General features: G+C 64.0%; 16 protein-coding genes and 1 tRNA gene. 11 read left to right on the top strand and 6 right to left on the bottom strand.

Going from position 1 to position 15144, the window contains the following annotated elements; genetic code table 11:
- Positions 1–112: 112 nt before the first annotated feature.
- Both L6Q67_RS22495 and L6Q67_RS22500 read right to left on the bottom strand, forming a co-directional pair.
- Positions 113–206: transfer RNA gene (locus L6Q67_RS22495), tRNA-Ser, on the bottom strand.
- 46 nt (positions 207–252) lie between these two features.
- On the bottom strand, positions 253–1482 hold the full coding sequence (locus L6Q67_RS22500) for an aspartate kinase (RefSeq protein ID WP_296575351.1): 1230 nt from the start codon (positions 1480–1482) through the stop codon (positions 253–255).
- 259 nt (positions 1483–1741) lie between these two features.
- Between L6Q67_RS22500 and L6Q67_RS22505 the strand changes: the two genes are divergently transcribed.
- Positions 1742–2044: a helix-turn-helix domain-containing protein gene (locus tag L6Q67_RS22505; RefSeq protein WP_296403052.1), complete on the top strand. Its 303-nt coding sequence runs from the start codon at positions 1742–1744 to the stop codon at positions 2042–2044.
- A 12-nt stretch (positions 2045–2056) separates the two neighbouring features.
- On the opposite strand, the gene L6Q67_RS22510 is transcribed toward L6Q67_RS22505, so the two are convergent.
- Positions 2057–2908: a radical SAM protein gene (locus L6Q67_RS22510; RefSeq protein ID WP_296575354.1), complete on the bottom strand. Its 852-nt coding sequence runs from the start codon at positions 2906–2908 to the stop codon at positions 2057–2059.
- Between the two features lie 67 nt (positions 2909–2975).
- Between L6Q67_RS22510 and queD the strand changes: the two genes are divergently transcribed.
- The gene (gene queD / locus L6Q67_RS22515) at positions 2976–3428 is read left to right on the top strand and encodes a 6-carboxytetrahydropterin synthase QueD (RefSeq protein ID WP_296575357.1); all 453 of its coding nucleotides are present in this window, start codon (positions 2976–2978) and stop codon (positions 3426–3428) included.
- A 36-nt stretch (positions 3429–3464) separates the two neighbouring features.
- Here queD and L6Q67_RS22520 read toward each other — a convergent pair whose 3' ends face one another.
- Positions 3465–4163: a fumarylacetoacetate hydrolase family protein gene (locus L6Q67_RS22520; RefSeq protein WP_296575360.1), complete on the bottom strand. Its 699-nt coding sequence runs from the start codon at positions 4161–4163 to the stop codon at positions 3465–3467.
- A gap of 142 nt (positions 4164–4305) precedes the next feature.
- Between L6Q67_RS22520 and L6Q67_RS22525 the strand changes: the two genes are divergently transcribed.
- From L6Q67_RS22525 to L6Q67_RS22540, 4 genes are all read left to right on the top strand, one after another.
- Positions 4306–4881 carry a DJ-1/PfpI family protein gene (locus L6Q67_RS22525; RefSeq protein WP_296575364.1) on the top strand — a complete coding sequence of 192 codons (576 nt, stop codon included), beginning with the start codon at positions 4306–4308 and terminating at the stop codon, positions 4879–4881.
- Positions 4882–4968: 87 nt separating this feature from the next.
- Positions 4969–5325, top strand: coding sequence for a ribbon-helix-helix domain-containing protein (locus L6Q67_RS22530; RefSeq protein WP_296575367.1), 357 nt, complete (start codon positions 4969–4971; stop codon positions 5323–5325).
- Positions 5326–5336: 11 nt separating this feature from the next.
- Positions 5337–6041 carry a glutathione binding-like protein gene (locus L6Q67_RS22535; RefSeq protein WP_296575370.1) on the top strand — a complete coding sequence of 235 codons (705 nt, stop codon included), beginning with the start codon at positions 5337–5339 and terminating at the stop codon, positions 6039–6041.
- 114 nt (positions 6042–6155) lie between these two features.
- Positions 6156–7976, top strand: coding sequence for a DEAD/DEAH box helicase (locus L6Q67_RS22540; RefSeq protein ID WP_296575371.1), 1821 nt, complete (start codon positions 6156–6158; stop codon positions 7974–7976).
- Positions 7977–7991: 15 nt separating this feature from the next.
- On the opposite strand, the gene L6Q67_RS22545 is transcribed toward L6Q67_RS22540, so the two are convergent.
- Positions 7992–9335: an HD-GYP domain-containing protein gene (locus L6Q67_RS22545; RefSeq protein WP_296575374.1), complete on the bottom strand. Its 1344-nt coding sequence runs from the start codon at positions 9333–9335 to the stop codon at positions 7992–7994.
- A 199-nt stretch (positions 9336–9534) separates the two neighbouring features.
- On the opposite strand from L6Q67_RS22545, the gene L6Q67_RS22550 reads away from it, so the two are divergent.
- The 5 genes from L6Q67_RS22550 (at position 9535) to L6Q67_RS22570 (ending at position 14205) form a co-directional block, all read left to right on the top strand.
- A complete protein-coding gene (locus tag L6Q67_RS22550) occupies positions 9535–10161 on the top strand; it encodes a DUF47 domain-containing protein (protein ID WP_296575376.1) in 627 nt (208 codons plus the stop codon).
- 8 nt (positions 10162–10169) lie between these two features.
- The gene (locus L6Q67_RS22555) at positions 10170–11177 is read left to right on the top strand and encodes an inorganic phosphate transporter (protein WP_296575379.1); all 1008 of its coding nucleotides are present in this window, start codon (positions 10170–10172) and stop codon (positions 11175–11177) included.
- A gap of 75 nt (positions 11178–11252) precedes the next feature.
- Positions 11253–11492, top strand: coding sequence for a hypothetical protein (locus L6Q67_RS22560; protein ID WP_296575382.1), 240 nt, complete (start codon positions 11253–11255; stop codon positions 11490–11492).
- Positions 11489–12781 (top strand): DUF1615 domain-containing protein, encoded by a 1293-nt coding sequence (locus L6Q67_RS22565; protein WP_296575385.1) that lies wholly within the window; start codon positions 11489–11491, stop codon positions 12779–12781. The genes L6Q67_RS22560 and L6Q67_RS22565 overlap by 4 nt, the downstream gene beginning before the upstream one ends.
- 128 nt (positions 12782–12909) lie before the next feature.
- Positions 12910–14205 (top strand): acetyl-CoA hydrolase/transferase C-terminal domain-containing protein, encoded by a 1296-nt coding sequence (locus L6Q67_RS22570; RefSeq protein WP_296575388.1) that lies wholly within the window; start codon positions 12910–12912, stop codon positions 14203–14205.
- An 84-nt stretch (positions 14206–14289) separates the two neighbouring features.
- Here L6Q67_RS22570 and L6Q67_RS22575 read toward each other — a convergent pair whose 3' ends face one another.
- The gene (locus L6Q67_RS22575) at positions 14290–15135 is read right to left on the bottom strand and encodes a 23S rRNA (adenine(2030)-N(6))-methyltransferase RlmJ (RefSeq protein WP_296575391.1); all 846 of its coding nucleotides are present in this window, start codon (positions 15133–15135) and stop codon (positions 14290–14292) included.
- Between the last annotated feature and the right edge of the window lie 9 nt (positions 15136–15144).

Genomic DNA, 15144 nt, shown 5'->3' on the forward strand with positions numbered 1-15144 from the left:
GTTCGCTGTGATCAACTTACGGCGGGACTTCCACCCGCAGGAGGGCGCCCATGCTGGGCGCACAAAGCAAAAAGCCCCGATTTCTCAGGGCTTTAAGCTTACTGCTGGTTCTTGGCGGAGAGTGAGGGATTCGAACCCTCGATGCAAGTTTTGGCTCGCATGCTCCCTTAGCAGGGGAGTGCCTTCGACCTCTCGGCCAACTCTCCTCCGCAAGAGCTGCGCATTATAGACAATGCGCAGGTGCTCGTCAAATCAAGCTGCAGCTTGATCCAGACCGAAGGCGCGGTGCAGCACGCGGACAGCCAGCTCCAGGTATTTCTCGTCGATGGCGACGGAAATCTTGATCTCGGAAGTGGAGATCATCTGGATATTGATGCCTTCTTCAGCCAGGGTGCGGAACATGCGGGAGGCAACGCCCGGGTGGGAGCGCATGCCGACGCCGACGATGGAGACCTTGGCCATGGTGCGGTCACCCTGGATCTGGCGGGCGCCGATGTGGCTCTGCACGCCTTCCAGGATCTTCATCGCCTTGTCGTAGTCGGGACGATTGACCGTGAAGGAGAAGTCGGTGGTGCCATCGTGGCCGACGTTCTGGATGATCATGTCCACATCCACATTGGCGTCAGCCACCGGGCCGAGGATCTGGTAGGCGATGCCCGGCTTGTCGGGGACGCCCAGCACGGTGATCTTGGCTTCGTCACGGTTGAAGGCAATGCCGGAGATGATCGGCTGTTCCATGTTCTTGTCTTCCTCTACGGTAATCAGGGTGCCCTCACCTTCCTCCTGGAAGCTGGAGAGAACACGGAGCTTCACTTTGTACTTGCCGGCAAATTCCACGGAGCGGATCTGCAGCACCTTGGAGCCGAGGCTGGCCATTTCCAGCATCTCTTCAAAGGTGATGGTGTCCAGCTTGCGGGCTTCCGGAACAACGCGGGGGTCGGTGGTGTAAACGCCGTCCACGTCGGTGTAGATCTGGCACTCGTCGGCCTTGATCGCCGCCGCCAGGGCAACGCCCGTGGTGTCGGAGCCGCCACGACCGAGGGTGGTGATGTTGCCGGCTTCGTCCACGCCCTGGAAACCGGCCACGACGACCACTGCGCCGCCGTCGAGATCACGGCGGATGTTTTCGCCGTCGATGTCGAGGATGCGGGCCTTGGTGAAGGAGTCATCGGTGAGGATGCGCACCTGGCCGCCGGTGTAGCTGCGCGCCTTGACGCCCATCTCTTCAAGGGCCATGCACAGCAGGCCAATGGTGACCTGTTCGCCAGTGGAGATCACCACGTCGAGTTCACGGGGGCTGGGATTGGGGCTGATTTCCTTGGCCAGGGCAATCAGGCGATTGGTCTCGCCGCTCATCGCGGAGAGGACGATCACCATCTGGTCTCCCTTGGCGTGGGACTTCGCGACCCGCCTGGCCACGTTCTTGATCCGTTCGGGGTTGCCGACGGAGGTGCCGCCATATTTCTGAACTATGAGCGCCATCTTGACTTCTAAGAAGATGAGGATGTGGAAAGCGCGTGATCTTATCGGATAACGCGATCTCGTGCAGCTTCGAGTTTCTTTTGAGGGTCGTGTTCCACATCACGAAATCAAACTGTGGAAAACCCTAACCAAAGCAAATATGTCGTTGTATGAGTTGCGGGTAGTGATCTATACTTTTCGACATATAACGAAAGTTATATCCAACGACAGCTAGTCTGTTGTTAAAACTGACAAGAGCAACCCCCTTGAGGATGGCAAAATGAAAACTACCGAAAAAGTCGATGTCCGTGAAATCCGTCGCAAGCTTGGCATGAACCAGTCCCAGTTCTGGTCCAAGATCGGCGTGACCCAGAGCGGTGGCTCCCGCTACGAAAGCGGCCGCAACATTCCCCGCCCCGTCCAGGCCCTGCTGCGCCTTGTTCATATCGAACAGGTCGACATCAGCAAGATCAAGAAGGACGACGTGGAAGTCGTGGAATACCTGAAGAGCACCAACCCTGAGCTGTTCAAGACCCTGAAGAAGGAAGCGCGCGCCAAAAAGAAGGAGCGCGTGGCCCACTGATGCGGGCTCGGGTCAGGGGCTGACCGTCACTGTCAGCCCCTCGTCCTTCAAACGCTTGGCAATGCACTCGATCTCTTCGGGTTGCAGGCGTTGCAGATGCACGGCTTCCGGCTGGAAGGACTGGCGGGCTACGCCATACAGATGCACTCCGCGCAGCGCCTTGGTGTCGATAGATTTCAGCAGCGCCAGATAGGCATCCATGAATGCCTTTGTCGGTTGCACCCCATCCCAGCCAAACAGGCAGGTCTGCACCCAGGTCGGACACAAGGACGCACACAGGGCCAGGCGTCGCCCATGGGCCTGCGGCTTGATATCCACTCCGTTGATGCGCGCGATATCGGCCTCCGTACCTGCATCCAGCTTGAACCACACCTCCCCTCCCGCGGCCGCAAGCACCTTCAGGGCTTCCTGAACCCCCGGCCGATCCACCAGGCTGCCATTGGTAATCAGGCGGATGGGCACGGCCTCGAGTCCTGCCGCGTCACGAATCGCCACGACGCGCTCCACGATCTCCACGAAATTTCTGCACCCGGTCGGTTCGCCATTGCCCGAGAAGGCGATGTCACGTATCACCCGCGCCTCCGGCGGAACGTGTTCGTCCATGAAATGGCCGTGGATCAGCTCCTCCAGAAATCCGGCCAGCTCGCGTGCCAGTTGAGGAAGATCGATCTCCGGTGCCGCACCACGCACCAGCCCCGGTACCTGACAGTAGGCACAGTGCCAGTTGCACGCGTTGTTCGGGTTGAGGTTGATGCCCACCGAAACGCCGCCGGCACGTCTCGACACCACCGGGTAGACATAAGTCATGTCGATGAAGCTCCGGTTGTGGTCGCTTACCGTGAGCATCTGGCCATTCGTGAGCATGTGCGTGTCCGGGTGCAAATCGAGGTCGCGTATACTACGGGACCTTTTTTCACGACCGGTGTACCCCATGCGTATCACGCGCCGCCTGGAATTCGACGCGGGCCACCGCATTCCCGACCACGCCAGCCAGTGCCGCCACCTGCACGGCCACCGCTACGCGCTGGAGATCACCCTGTCCGGGGAGATCATCCAGGCTTCCGGAGCCGCGGTTAACGGCATGGTGATGGACTTCGCCGACGTCAAGGCTGTGGCCAAGCAGCACCTTGTTGACGTCTGGGATCACGCCTTCCTGGCCTACCGGGGCGACACCGCCGTGGTGAGCTTTCTGCAGGGCATGCCCGGTCACAAGACGGTGGTGCTGGATGTCGTGCCCACCGCCGAAAATCTGGCGGCCGAAGCCTTCCGCATCCTCGATCCGCTATACCGGGACGTCTATGGCAACCACCTGCGCCTCGAGCGGGTCCGCCTCTACGAGACCCCCAACTGTTGGGCCGACGCCCTGCGCACCGAACAGGGCTGATGCCCTCGGGCAGGGGCGCGCCCTGCCCCGCGGGTTTCAGACAATGCGTACCGACAGGCTGCCGAGCCCGTCCACACCCGCCTCGATCAGATCTCCCGCCACCACCGGGCCGACACCTTCCGGCGTCCCGGTGAAGATCAGGTCGCCCGGCTCCAGGCGGAAGTAGGTGGACAGGTTGGCAATGATCTCCGGCACCGACCAGCTCATGTCCGCCACCCGTGCCGACTGACGCAGCTGTCCGTTGACCTTCAGCCAGATCGGCGCCTGATCCACCGGGCCGGCCGCTGCGGCCGGCACCAGGGGGGCCAGCGGCGCCGAATGGTCAAAGGCCTTTCCCAGCTCCCACGGGCGTCCCTTGTCGCGCAGCGCAAACTGGAGATCCCGGCGCGTCATGTCCAGCCCCACCCCGTAGCCCCACACGTGAGCCGCGGCTTCATCCACGGGGATGTTCACACCGCCGCGCCCGATGGCCACCACCAGCTCAATCTCGTGATGGAGGTTGGACGTCGCCTGCGGATAAGGGAGATCGACAATCCGGCCCGCTTCCACCGGCACCACGGCATCGGCCGGCTTGCAGAAGAAGAAAGGTGGTTCGCGGCTCGGGTCCGAGCCCATCTCGCGGGCGTGGGCCGCGTAGTTGCGCCCGACGCAATAGATCCGGCGCACCGGAAACAGCGCATCGCTGCCGGCAACGGGAACGGCCGCCTGGACCGGCTGGGGGATTGCATAGGCCATCAGGAAACTCCGCACAAAGGCGCCATCATGAACAAACCCGACCCGTCCGTCAGCCCCTCTCATTCCGCGCAGTAACCGGCTACCACCCGTCCTTCGTCCGCCGGCGCCACACTGCCTCCACCCCAACCACACGGAGACAGGCATGGCCAAAATACTGATGATCTGCGGTGACTTCTGCGAAGACTACGAAACCATGGTGCCCTTCCAGACCCTCCTCGCCGTTGGCCATACGGTGCACGCCGCATGCCCGGACAAGAAGGCCGGCGACACCATTGCCACCGCCATCCACGATTTCGAAGGTGATCAGACCTACACCGAGAAGCGCGGTCACAACTTCGCCCTCAACGCCACCTTTGCCGACATCCGTGCCGAAGACTACGACGCCCTGGTGATTCCCGGCGGCCGTGGCCCCGAGTACCTGCGCATGTTCCCGGCCGTGATCGAGGCCGTGCGGCACTTCTTCGCCGCCGACAAGCCGGTGGCCGCCGTCTGTCACGGGGCGCAGCTCCTGGCCGGCGCCCGGGTGCTCGAAGGTCGAATCTGCTCGGCCTATCCAGCCTGTCAGGCTGAAGTCGAACTCGCCGGCGGTACCTATGCCGCCATTCCCATCGACCAGGCCATCACCGACCGCAATCTGGTCACCGCCCCCGCGTGGCCGGCCCATCCGGCCTGGCTCGCCCAGTTCCTGGCCGTGCTCGGCACCCGGATCAGCCACTGATCAGGATAGTCCCCAACTCGGCGCACGCCCCCGCAGCACCTACAATGGTCTGACGGGGGCGTTCCCCGTTTCAGGAGCCACGCGACGATGTGCCAGATCTTCATCAGCGCCAACCCGGAGCTGTACGCCACCCGCAGCCGCTCGATCCGTCTGCACGGCGTTGCCACCAGCCTGCGCCTGGAAAACCTGTTCTGGGCCGTGCTCGAGGAAATCGGCGAACGGGACGCCCTCAGCGTCCCCCAACTGGTCAGCCGCCTCTACGACGAACTGGTGATGAGCGGCCGCCTCGACGAGCACGCGAACTTTACGTCCTTCCTACGGGTCACCTGCATGCGCTACCAGCAACTCCAGCTGGCCGGCCGCATCCCCACCGACCCCCGCATTCCCATCCGCGGCCTCGACGCCGCCTGGGTGTTGGCCACCGAACACCGCCCTGCCGCCTGAGTGCATTGACCATGATCGACCTCTACTACTGGACCACCCCCAACGGCCACAAGATCACCCTTTTTCTTGAGGAAAGCGGCCTGCCTTACCGCATCCTGCCCATCAACATCGGCAAGGGTGAACAGTTCCAGCCCGACTTTCTGCGCATTGCCCCCAACAACCGCATACCGGCCATTGTTGATACCGAACCTGCCGGCGGCGGCGAGCCCGTCTCCATCTTCGAATCCGGCGCCATCCTCCTTTACCTGGCTGAAAAGTGCGGGCGCTTCCTGTCTGCCGACCCCCGCGTCCGCATCGACACCCTGCAATGGCTGTTCTGGCAGATGGGCGGCCTCGGCCCCATGGCCGGGCAGAACCACCACTTCGTGCAGTACGCCCCCGAGAGCCTCCCCTACGCCATCGAGCGCTACGTCAAGGAGACTGCGCGCCTCTACGCCGTGCTCGACAAGCGCCTCGCCGACCGGGACTTCATTGCCGGCCCCGATTACTCGATCGCCGACATGGCCTGCTACCCGTGGATCGTTCCCCATGTCCGTCAGCGTCAGAACCTCGACGACTTTCCCAACCTGAAGCGCTGGTTCGAGGCCATTCAGCAACGACCGGCCACCCAGCGGGCCTATGCCCTGGCGGCAGGCATCAACACGGCCCCGTCGGTCAGTGACGAATCCCGCAGGATTCTCTTCGGGCAGGATGCAAGCACTGTCACAAAACCCTGAACCACGCACGGGACGGGCGCGCCGGCTTCCGGTAAAATCACGTTTTATCTGAAGCCGCTTCTTTCACCGGGCCCAAGACTGCTTCACCTTTCACCCGGCCCGCGCCCCGCTCCCATGACAGCTCCCATCGAACGTTTCGACCAGCTCGATCTCCAGGCCCCGATTCTCGCGGCCCTCGCCGAGATCGGATACGAAACCCCCTCGCCCATCCAGGCCGCCTGCATCCCGCACCTGCTCGCCGGTCACGACATCCTCGGCGAAGCCCAGACCGGTACCGGCAAGACCGCCGCCTTTGCCTTGCCCGCCCTCGACCGCGTCGACATCAGCAAGCGCAACCCGCAGGTGCTGGTGCTTGCCCCCACCCGCGAGCTCGCCATCCAGGTTTCCGAGGCCTTCCAGCGCTACGCCAGCAAGATGCCCGGCTTCCACGTACTGCCCATCTATGGTGGCCAGAGCATGGTTGTGCAGCTGCGCCAGCTGCAGCGCGGCGCCCACGTGATCGTCGGCACCCCGGGCCGGGTCATGGACCACATCGAGCGCAAGAGCCTCAACCTGGACGGGCTGAGCACCCTGGTGCTCGACGAAGCCGACGAGATGCTGCGCATGGGCTTCATCGACGACGTCGAGTGGATCCTCGAGCACACCCCGAAGGAGCGCCAGACCGCCCTCTTCTCGGCCACCATGCCGGACGCCATCCGCCGGGTTGCCCACCGCTACCTGCGCGACCCGAAGGAAGTGAAGATCAAGGCCGCCACGGCCACCGTCTCCACCATCCGCCAGCGTTTCCTGCAGATCGCCGGCGTTCACAAGCTCGACGCCCTGACCCGCATCCTCGAAGTCGAGGACGATTTCGACGCTGCCATCGTCTTCGTGCGTACCAAGACCGCCACCGTCGAACTGGCCGAGAAGCTCGAGGCGCGTGGCTACGCCGCTGCCTGCCTCAACGGCGACATGACCCAGCAGCTCCGCGAGCGGGTCATCGAGCAGCTCAAGAACAAGACCCTCGACATCGTCGTCGCCACCGACGTGGCCGCCCGCGGCATCGACGTGCCCCGCGTCAGCCATGTCATCAACTTCGACATCCCCTACGACACCGAGGCCTACGTCCACCGCATCGGTCGCACCGGTCGCGCCGGCCGTGCCGGCAACGCCATCCTCTTCGTCGCCCCGCGCGAGACCCACCTGTTGCGCCAGATCGAGCGGGCCACCCGTCAGCCCATCGAGCTGCTCAAGCTGCCCAGCCGCGAGGCCGTCGCCGACAAGCGCGTCGCTGCCTTCCGCCAGCAGGTGGCCGAGGTGCTCGAGTCCGAAGACCTGAGCTTCTTCCTCGACGTGATCGCCGGCATGGAAGCCCAGCACGATACCGAGATCCACGAGATCGCCGCCGCGCTGGCTTTCCTCGCCCAGAAGGACCGCCCCCTGCAGATGCCCGAAACCGGCCGCCCCGACATCGCCCAGCTGGCGAGCGGCAAGCCGGAGGCGCGCCCCCCGCGGGACGCACGTGAAGCACGCGAGCCCCGTGAAAATCGGGGTGAGATCCTCGAACGCCGCCGCGACTACGCCGAAGGTCGTCTGGCCCGCTATCGCATCGACGTGGGTCGCGAGCACATGGCCTCACCGAAGGACATCGTCGGAGCCATCGCCAACGAGGCGGGCATCGAGAGCCGCTTCATCGGTCAGATCAATCTTTTCGAGGACTACAGCACCGTCGAGCTGCCCTCCGATCTCTCCAACGACACGATCCAGATCCTGCGTCGGGCACGGGTGCGCCAGCAGCCCCTCAACCTCCGCCTGGCGAGTCCCGAAGAAGCGGCCCGTGAGCGCGGTCGTCCCGGCCCTGGCGGTCGTGGTGCGCCCCCCAAGAAGCCTTTCCGCAAGGAAGGCGGCTTTGATCGCCCGGGCGGCGACTTCAAGTCCCGCAAGCCCAAGCCCTGACCCCGACGGCCTCGATCAGCGCAGATCGAGGCCGCCCACGATCTGCTTCAGGGCGTCGAAGCAGCGGGCGTCGATGGCCCGACCCACCTCTTCGCCCATGATCTCCAGGGTCTTCGCTACCGGCACCGCCCCGCGATAGGGGCGTTCCGCCGTAATCGCATCAAAGATGTCCGCGGTCGTGATGATGCGGGTCTCCAGTGAAATCGCCTCCCCCTGGAGACCCCGCGGGTAGCCTTTGCCGTCCAGGCGCTCGTGATGCGCCCCGGACACCCTTGCCAGCTCCTCAAAGGCATCGATCCGCGACAGGATGGATTCGGTATACAACGCGTGGCGCTGTACCGCCGCCCACTCGTCACCGTCCAGCTTGCCGGGCTTGTCGAGAATGGCGTTGCTCACCCCCAGCTTGCCCATGTCGTGGAGCAAGGCCCCCCGTCTGAGCCAGCGCCGACGCGCCGGATCGATCCCCAGTGCTTCCGCGATCCGGTCGGTGTAGAGCGCCACCCGGCTGCTGTGGCCGGCCGTGTAGGGGCTCTTGGAGTCCACCACCTGACCGAAGGCGGCGGCGATCTCATCCAGATAGTCCTCATCCAGCGGCACCACGAAGCGCCCGGGTTCCAGCGCAAAAACGGCGCCGTCCAGGCCCGGCTCCGCCAGCTTCTCCCAGAACTCCGCCGACTCCGCCACGCGCCGGAAAGCCGCCACGACTGCCGGGTCAAACCAGCTACCGCTACGGTCTTCCACCTCCCTGCAGGCCGCATCCATGCCGCCGGAGACGTTGAACACATCCACAACCTGGGCCAGCAGGGCGATACGCGAGAAGATCGGGATTGCTTCACCGGCCAGCTTCGCCGGCCGTCCGCTGCCGTCCCAGTGCTCGTCCAGACCGTGAATGCCCATCGCCACCGCCTCGCTGAAGCGCAGCTGCCGCGAAATGCTTGCGCCCCGGGTGCAGCGCGTCTCGATCAGCTCCTGGGCGATGTCGTCACCGTTCCGGAAGATATGGGCGATCGTCTTGAATCGGTCGCTCAGGCTTGCCCCAAGGCCGGTGTGCCCGATCACGAACTTCAGCACTTTGGGCAGACTTCCGTCCACCGACTTGAAATCGTGCTTGAAGGACAGGTCGTCGGTGAGATACAGCTCGCAGATCCGTGCTGCATTGCTGCTGCAACCCAGATCCTTCAGCAGCAGCGTGTAGTAAAGCTCCCACAGCGCCTCGTCGGAAAGCCCCATGGCCCGGCCCACGTGCATGCCGATCCAGCAGCAGCGCACGCAGTGCCCTTCAGGCTGCCCCTCGGTGATGTCGAGGGCATGGCTGAGTGCTCCAATCAGTTCCGATAGTTTCAAACCCTTCAGTGGCATTGCGCTGCTCCAGGCCGGATGCTCGTCCGCCCGCCGAAGATCGGATGACGGGCTCGTTCAAGGCTAACGGCAGCAGACAGGGGGACTGAAGCAGAGCCAATACGTTGTAAGCGCCCTACAGTCGGCGCGTGTTGGCAAGTGAGCTTCGGGCGCCTCTGTTAAAATGAAACATTACAGTCATTCGATTGCCACATAACCCATGTTCGGACGCTTGCTGCCCCATGAGGGCCGTTTTTTTGAACTTTTCAACTCCCATGCGGAGCAAATTGTCCTCGGCGGCCAGGCTCTCGTCGCCCTGATGGAGGATCTGGCCAGCGCAGAGCAACACATCAGCGCCATCGAGGCCATCGAACAGGCCGCCGACAAGATCACCCACGAAACCGTCGCTCAGCTGCACAAGAGCTTCATCACCCCCCTCGATCGCGACGAGATCCATAGCCTCATCAATGCCATGGACGACATCCTCGACACCGTTCAGGACGTTGCCGAGTGCACCACGCTTTACCACATCCAGCGCATCACCCCCGAGGCCCTGCAACTGGCCAACGTCAGCCTGTCCTGCTGTACCCGCGTGAAGATCGTCGTCGGGCTGATCTCCAACATGGACAACGCCAGCGCCATCCTCCAGACCTGCCAGGAAATCGACCGTCTCGAAACCGACGCCGACCGCATCATGCGGGGCGCCATGTCGCGGCTCTTCCGCGACGAGCGTGACGCGCTCCAGGTAATGAAACTGAAGGCCATCTACGAGCAGCTCGAATCGATTACCGACCGCTGCGAGGACGTCGCCAAGATCGTCGAAGGCATCGTGCTCGAAAACGCCTGAGCATCGCCATGGAAACCGTACAGATCGGGTTCTGGGTCATCGCCGGGCTGGTTGTGGTCGCCCTGCTGTTTGACTTCATGAACGGCTTTCACGACGCGGCCAATGCCATTGCGACCGTCGTCTCCACCGGCGTGCTCAAGCCCCACCAGGCGGTGGCCTGGGCAGCCTTCTTCAACTTCGTGGCCCTCTTCGTCTTCCAGCTGAAGGTGGCCAGCACCGTCGGCAAGGGCATCATCGACCCCTCGGTCGTTGATCACTACCTGATCTTCGGGGCACTGCTCGGAGCCATCGCCTGGAACGTGGTGACCTGGTACTACGGCATCCCGTCCAGCTCGTCCCATGCCCTCATCGGCGGCATCGTCGGCGCCGCCATCGCCAAGGCCGGTACCGATCCGCTGATCTCCTCGGGCATCTGGAAGACCGTCTCCTTCATCATCATCTCGCCGCTGTTCGGCTATGTGCTCGGTTCCCTGATTCTGGTGATCGTGGCCTGGGTCTGCCGCAACAAGACCCAGCGCCGGGTGGACAAGTGGTTCCGTCGCCTGCAGCTGGTGTCCGCGGCCATGTACAGCCTCGGCCACGGCGGCAACGACGCCCAGAAGACTGTCGGCATCATCTGGATGCTGCTGCTGGCGGCGGGTGTCACTGCCCATGGCGATCCGGTACCCATGTGGGTCGTTGTGCTGTGCTACCTGGCCATCGGCCTCGGCACCCTGTTTGGCGGATGGCGCATCGTCAAGACCATGGGACAGCGCATCACCAAGCTCAAGCCCGTGGGCGGCTTCTGCGCCGAAACCGGCGGAGCCATCACCCTGTTCCTGGCCACCAGTCTGGGCATCCCCGTGTCCACCACCCACACCATCACCGGTGCGATCGTCGGGGTCGGTTCGGTGCGCCGTACCGCCGCCGTGCGCTGGGGCGTGGCCGGCAACATCGTGTGGGCCTGGGTGCTGACGATCCCCTGCTCGGGCCTGATCGCCGCCGGTGGCTACTGGCTGGGCCGGATCATTCTGTAAGGTGCCGGAGTGCTTGACGAGGACGGGGAGAAGCCCGATCCTCGCGCCACTCCGGTTTCCTGAATCTGCGTCCCGATGTCCTCTCCTTCCCTCAAGCAGCAAAAGACCTTCGCACTCGTACGCATCATCGGTGGCTTCGCTGCCGCCATGGTGCTGGGCTACTCCTTCGTCGCCAATGTGCTGGCCGGCCAGCCGGCCGAAGGGCCCGTGCTTCTCACCGGCATCATGGCGCTGGTCGGTCTTGGCTATGCTGCCTTCTATACCCGTAGCCTGAGTCGCGTTGCGCGCCTCGAAAAGGATACGGAGAAGGCTTGAAGTCCGCAGCACCCCTCCTTTGCCTGCTGGCCGCCGTGATGCTGCTGGCCGGCTGTGCCACCGGGCCGGTCGAGTCGCGTCCCTCCCCCACGCTGCCCCCCGCCGTACCGCCTGCGGTACCGCCCACGCCGGGTCCGGTACCCACGCCCCCGCCTCGCCCTCCCGTCAGTGTCGAACCGACACGCCCTCCCGTGCAGGTGCAGCCCCCTCCGGTCACGCCCGTGCCACTGCCCCGTCCAGCGGCCGCGAGCTACCCGGACGAGCGTGAGGGCCGCGCCCTGGTCGCCAGCTATCTGCCCGCTCCGCTGAAAGACCGGGACGGCTGGGCCGCCGACATTTTTGCCGCCTTTTCCGCCCTGCGTCTGGCGCCCACGCCCGACAACATCTGTGCCGCCATTGCGGTCACCGAGCAGGAATCCACCTTCCAGGCCGATCCGGAAGTCGCAGGGCTGTCGCGCATCGTCTGGAAAGAGATCGACACACGAAGGGAGCGTCTGCATCTGCCCAAACTCCTGCTTGATGCAGCCCTCCTCAAGACCTCTCCCGACGGCCGCACTTACAAGGCGCGCATCGACAGCCTGCGCACCGAGAAGCAGATGAACAGCCTGTTCGACGACATGATTTCCGAACTGCCCGCGGGCAAGACCCTGCTCGGCGGCTACAACCCGGTACGGACTGGCGGCCCCATGCAGGTCAGCGTGGCCTTCGCCGAGGAACATGTAAAAGAAAAGGGCTACCCCTATCCGCGGCGCGGCAGCGTACGTGACGAGGTCTTCACCCGTCGCGGTGGTCTCTACTTCGGCATCGCCATCCTGCTCGATTACCCCGCGCCCTACACCCAGCTCCTGTACCGCTTTGCCGACTTCAATGCAGGCCGTTACAGCAGCCGCAATGCCGCCTTCCAGGACGCCGTCTCCCGGCTTGCCAACCAGCCCCTGGCCCTCGACGGAGACTTGCTGCGCTACACCGATGGCGCCCCCGCAGCGGAGCCCAGCGCGACACTGAACGCGCTGCAGGGCCTCGCCGGCCAGCTGGGCCTGTCGCGCGCCGAGATACAGCGCGACCTGCGCCTCGAGAAGACCCCCCGCTTCTCTGCCACCCCCCTCTACACCAGGGTCTTTGCCCTTGCCGACAGCCGTACGGCTACCCGGCTCCCCCGGGAGGCCATGCCGCGGATCGACCTCAAGAGCCCGAAGATCCAGCGCAAGCTGACCACCGCCTGGTTTGCCGAGCGGGTGGATACGCGCCATCGCACCTGCCTCGGACGCAACCGTTCAGCCAGCCCCTGAAGGCCCGCGTGTTCCTTGATCCAGACCAGAGGCAGTCATTGCTCCGGCGCTTTACAATCGAGTACAGGCCACGCCGCACAGACGTGGTTTAATTTGCGCCAAAACAACGACCGTGGGAGAAAAAGCACATGAATTACCAGGAGCAGTACGCAGCCAAACGCGTCACGCCGGCCGAGGCCGTCCGCAACGTGCATAACGGTGACACCATTGTGGTGCCCACCGCCGTTGCTGAACCGCCTGCACTCCTCACCGCCCTGTCCGAGCATCGCCGTGATTTCCGCGATGTGAAGGTGTCCCAGATCCTGGCCGTCCGCAAATTCGGCTACCTGGATCCGGCCACCGCCGAGCACGTCCGTCACACCGCCTACTTCTTCAGCGGCGCGACCCGCCCGGGTTTCCGCGAAGGCGTCGTCGACTTCACGCCCAGCTACTTCTCCGAGATGCCCCAGCTGATCGACCGGGGCCTGATGCCTGCCGAGGTGGTGTTCACCCAGGTGTCGCCGATGGACCAGCACGGCTACTTCTCCCTGGGCATCGCCGCCGACTACACCATGGCCGCCATCCGCAAGGCCCGCGCCGTCATCGTCGAAGTCAACGAGAACGTGCCCTTCGCCTTCGGCAACTGCCACCTCCACATCTCCGAGGTCACCGCGCTGGTCGAGAACAACGAGCCGGTGCTCGAGGTTGGCCTGCCCACCATCGGACCCGTCCAGGAGGCCATCGGCAAGTATGTGGCCGACATGATCGAGGACGGCTCCACCCTGCAGATCGGCTACGGCGGCATTCCGGATGCCGTGGTGATGCAGCTGACCCACAAGAAGGATCTGGGCATCCACACCGAAATGATCGGTGACGGCATCCTGACCCTGGTGGAAGCCGGCGCGGTGACCAACCGGCGCAAGAACTACCTGCCGGGCAAGATGGTGGCCACCTTCGCCCTGGGCTCCAAGAAGCTCTACGACTGGATCGATCGCAACCCGATGTTCGAGATGCATCCGGTGGACTTCACCAACGATCCTTACCTGGCCGGCCAGAACGACAATCTGATCGCCATCAACGCGACCCTGGAGATCGACTTCCTGGGCCAGTGCGGTTCCGAGAGCCTGGGCCCCATCCCCTACTCCGGCACCGGCGGTCAATCCGACTTCGTGCGCGCAGCCAACCGCTCCAAGGGCGGCAAGGCCTTCATCGTGCTGCCCTCCACTGCCAAGGATGGCGCGATTTCGCGCATCGTGCCGACCCTCACGCCGGGCACCCACGTTTCCACCAGCAAGAACGACATCAACTACGTGGTTACCGAGTACGGTGTGGCCCAGCTCCGCGGCAAGACGGCCAAGCAACGCTGCCAGGCCCTGATCGCCATCGCGCATCCGGATTTCCGTGCCGAACTCACGGAAGCCGCCAAGAAGATGCACCTGCTGTAATGCGCTGATCCAGGCGCAAGGCACCAAAGACAAGGCCCCGGGAAACCGGGGCCTTGTTGTTTCTGTTGCTGGCGGAGAGGCCCTTCAGGGCATTTCGGCTTCGAGGGTAAAGGTAGCGCCGTCGTCCAGGCCCAGCACCTCCACAAGGTAGGGCATCACCTTCTGCAGGGTGGCCGGCAGGGTCCAGGGCGGATTGATGATGAACAGGCCGCTTCCGTGCATGCCGAATCCGTCATCCGACGGCTTGCTCACGTCCAGGCTGACGTGCAGCCAGCTGGTGATCGGCAGGCGTTTGAGCTTCTCCGGCAGCTCCCGGGAGTGCATGGAGTGCAGCTTGGGGTACCACACCACGTAGGTACCCGTCGCAAAGCGGCGCAGGCATTCCTTGAGCGCCGTAAGCACGGTGCGGTAATCGGTCTTGATCTCGTAGGACGGATCGATCAGCACCAGGGCCCGGCGGGTCGGCGGGGGCAGAAAGGCGTTGATCCCCGTGAAGCCATCCTGCTCCAGCACAATGGCCTTGCTGCCCGCGTCGTCGAAGGTCTTCTGCAGCAGGCGCCGGTCGGACGGGTGGAGCTCGAACAGGCGCATCCGGTCGTCCTCCCGCAGCAGGGGGGCGGCGCAGCAGGGTGAGCCCGGATAGAGGCGCAGCTTGCCGCTTTCATTGAGGTCGCGCACCAGCTTCAGGTAGCTCTTCAGCTCCTTGGGGACATCCTTGCGACCGAGCAGGCGCCCGACACCGTCCTCGAACTCGGCGTTCTTGCGCGCAAAGGCCTCGTCAAGGGAATAACAGCCGGCACCCGCATGCGTGTCGATGTACCAGTAGGGCTTGTCCTTCTGGTTGAAGTACTCGAGCAACTGGACGAGGACGAAGTGCTTGAGCACGTCGGCGTGGTTGCCGGCGTGAAAGGCGTGGCGATAACTCAGCATGGCGGATGC

Source organism: Zoogloea sp., assembly GCF_023150065.1.
Lineage (GTDB): Bacteria > Pseudomonadota > Gammaproteobacteria > Burkholderiales > Rhodocyclaceae > Zoogloea.

What these genes read in the sequence shown, in the direction of transcription:
- L6Q67_RS22500 (WP_296575351.1), bottom strand. Translation starts at nt 1,482, where the DNA reads ATGGCGCTCATAGTTCAGAAATATGGCGGCACCTCCGTCGGCAACCCC.
- L6Q67_RS22505 (WP_296403052.1), top strand. Translation starts at nt 1,742, where the DNA reads ATGAAAACTACCGAAAAAGTCGATGTCCGTGAAATCCGTCGCAAGCTT.
- L6Q67_RS22510 (WP_296575354.1), bottom strand. Translation starts at nt 2,908, where the DNA reads ATGCTCACGAATGGCCAGATGCTCACGGTAAGCGACCACAACCGGAGC.
- queD (WP_296575357.1), top strand. Translation starts at nt 2,976, where the DNA reads ATGCGTATCACGCGCCGCCTGGAATTCGACGCGGGCCACCGCATTCCC.
- L6Q67_RS22520 (WP_296575360.1), bottom strand. Translation starts at nt 4,163, where the DNA reads ATGGCCTATGCAATCCCCCAGCCGGTCCAGGCGGCCGTTCCCGTTGCC.
- L6Q67_RS22525 (WP_296575364.1), top strand. Translation starts at nt 4,306, where the DNA reads ATGGCCAAAATACTGATGATCTGCGGTGACTTCTGCGAAGACTACGAA.
- L6Q67_RS22530 (WP_296575367.1), top strand. Translation starts at nt 4,969, where the DNA reads ATGTGCCAGATCTTCATCAGCGCCAACCCGGAGCTGTACGCCACCCGC.
- L6Q67_RS22535 (WP_296575370.1), top strand. Translation starts at nt 5,337, where the DNA reads ATGATCGACCTCTACTACTGGACCACCCCCAACGGCCACAAGATCACC.
- L6Q67_RS22540 (WP_296575371.1), top strand. Translation starts at nt 6,156, where the DNA reads ATGACAGCTCCCATCGAACGTTTCGACCAGCTCGATCTCCAGGCCCCG.
- L6Q67_RS22545 (WP_296575374.1), bottom strand. Translation starts at nt 9,335, where the DNA reads ATGCCACTGAAGGGTTTGAAACTATCGGAACTGATTGGAGCACTCAGC.
- L6Q67_RS22550 (WP_296575376.1), top strand. Translation starts at nt 9,535, where the DNA reads ATGTTCGGACGCTTGCTGCCCCATGAGGGCCGTTTTTTTGAACTTTTC.
- L6Q67_RS22555 (WP_296575379.1), top strand. Translation starts at nt 10,170, where the DNA reads ATGGAAACCGTACAGATCGGGTTCTGGGTCATCGCCGGGCTGGTTGTG.
- L6Q67_RS22560 (WP_296575382.1), top strand. Translation starts at nt 11,253, where the DNA reads ATGTCCTCTCCTTCCCTCAAGCAGCAAAAGACCTTCGCACTCGTACGC.
- L6Q67_RS22570 (WP_296575388.1), top strand. Translation starts at nt 12,910, where the DNA reads ATGAATTACCAGGAGCAGTACGCAGCCAAACGCGTCACGCCGGCCGAG.
- L6Q67_RS22575 (WP_296575391.1), bottom strand. Translation starts at nt 15,135, where the DNA reads ATGCTGAGTTATCGCCACGCCTTTCACGCCGGCAACCACGCCGACGTG.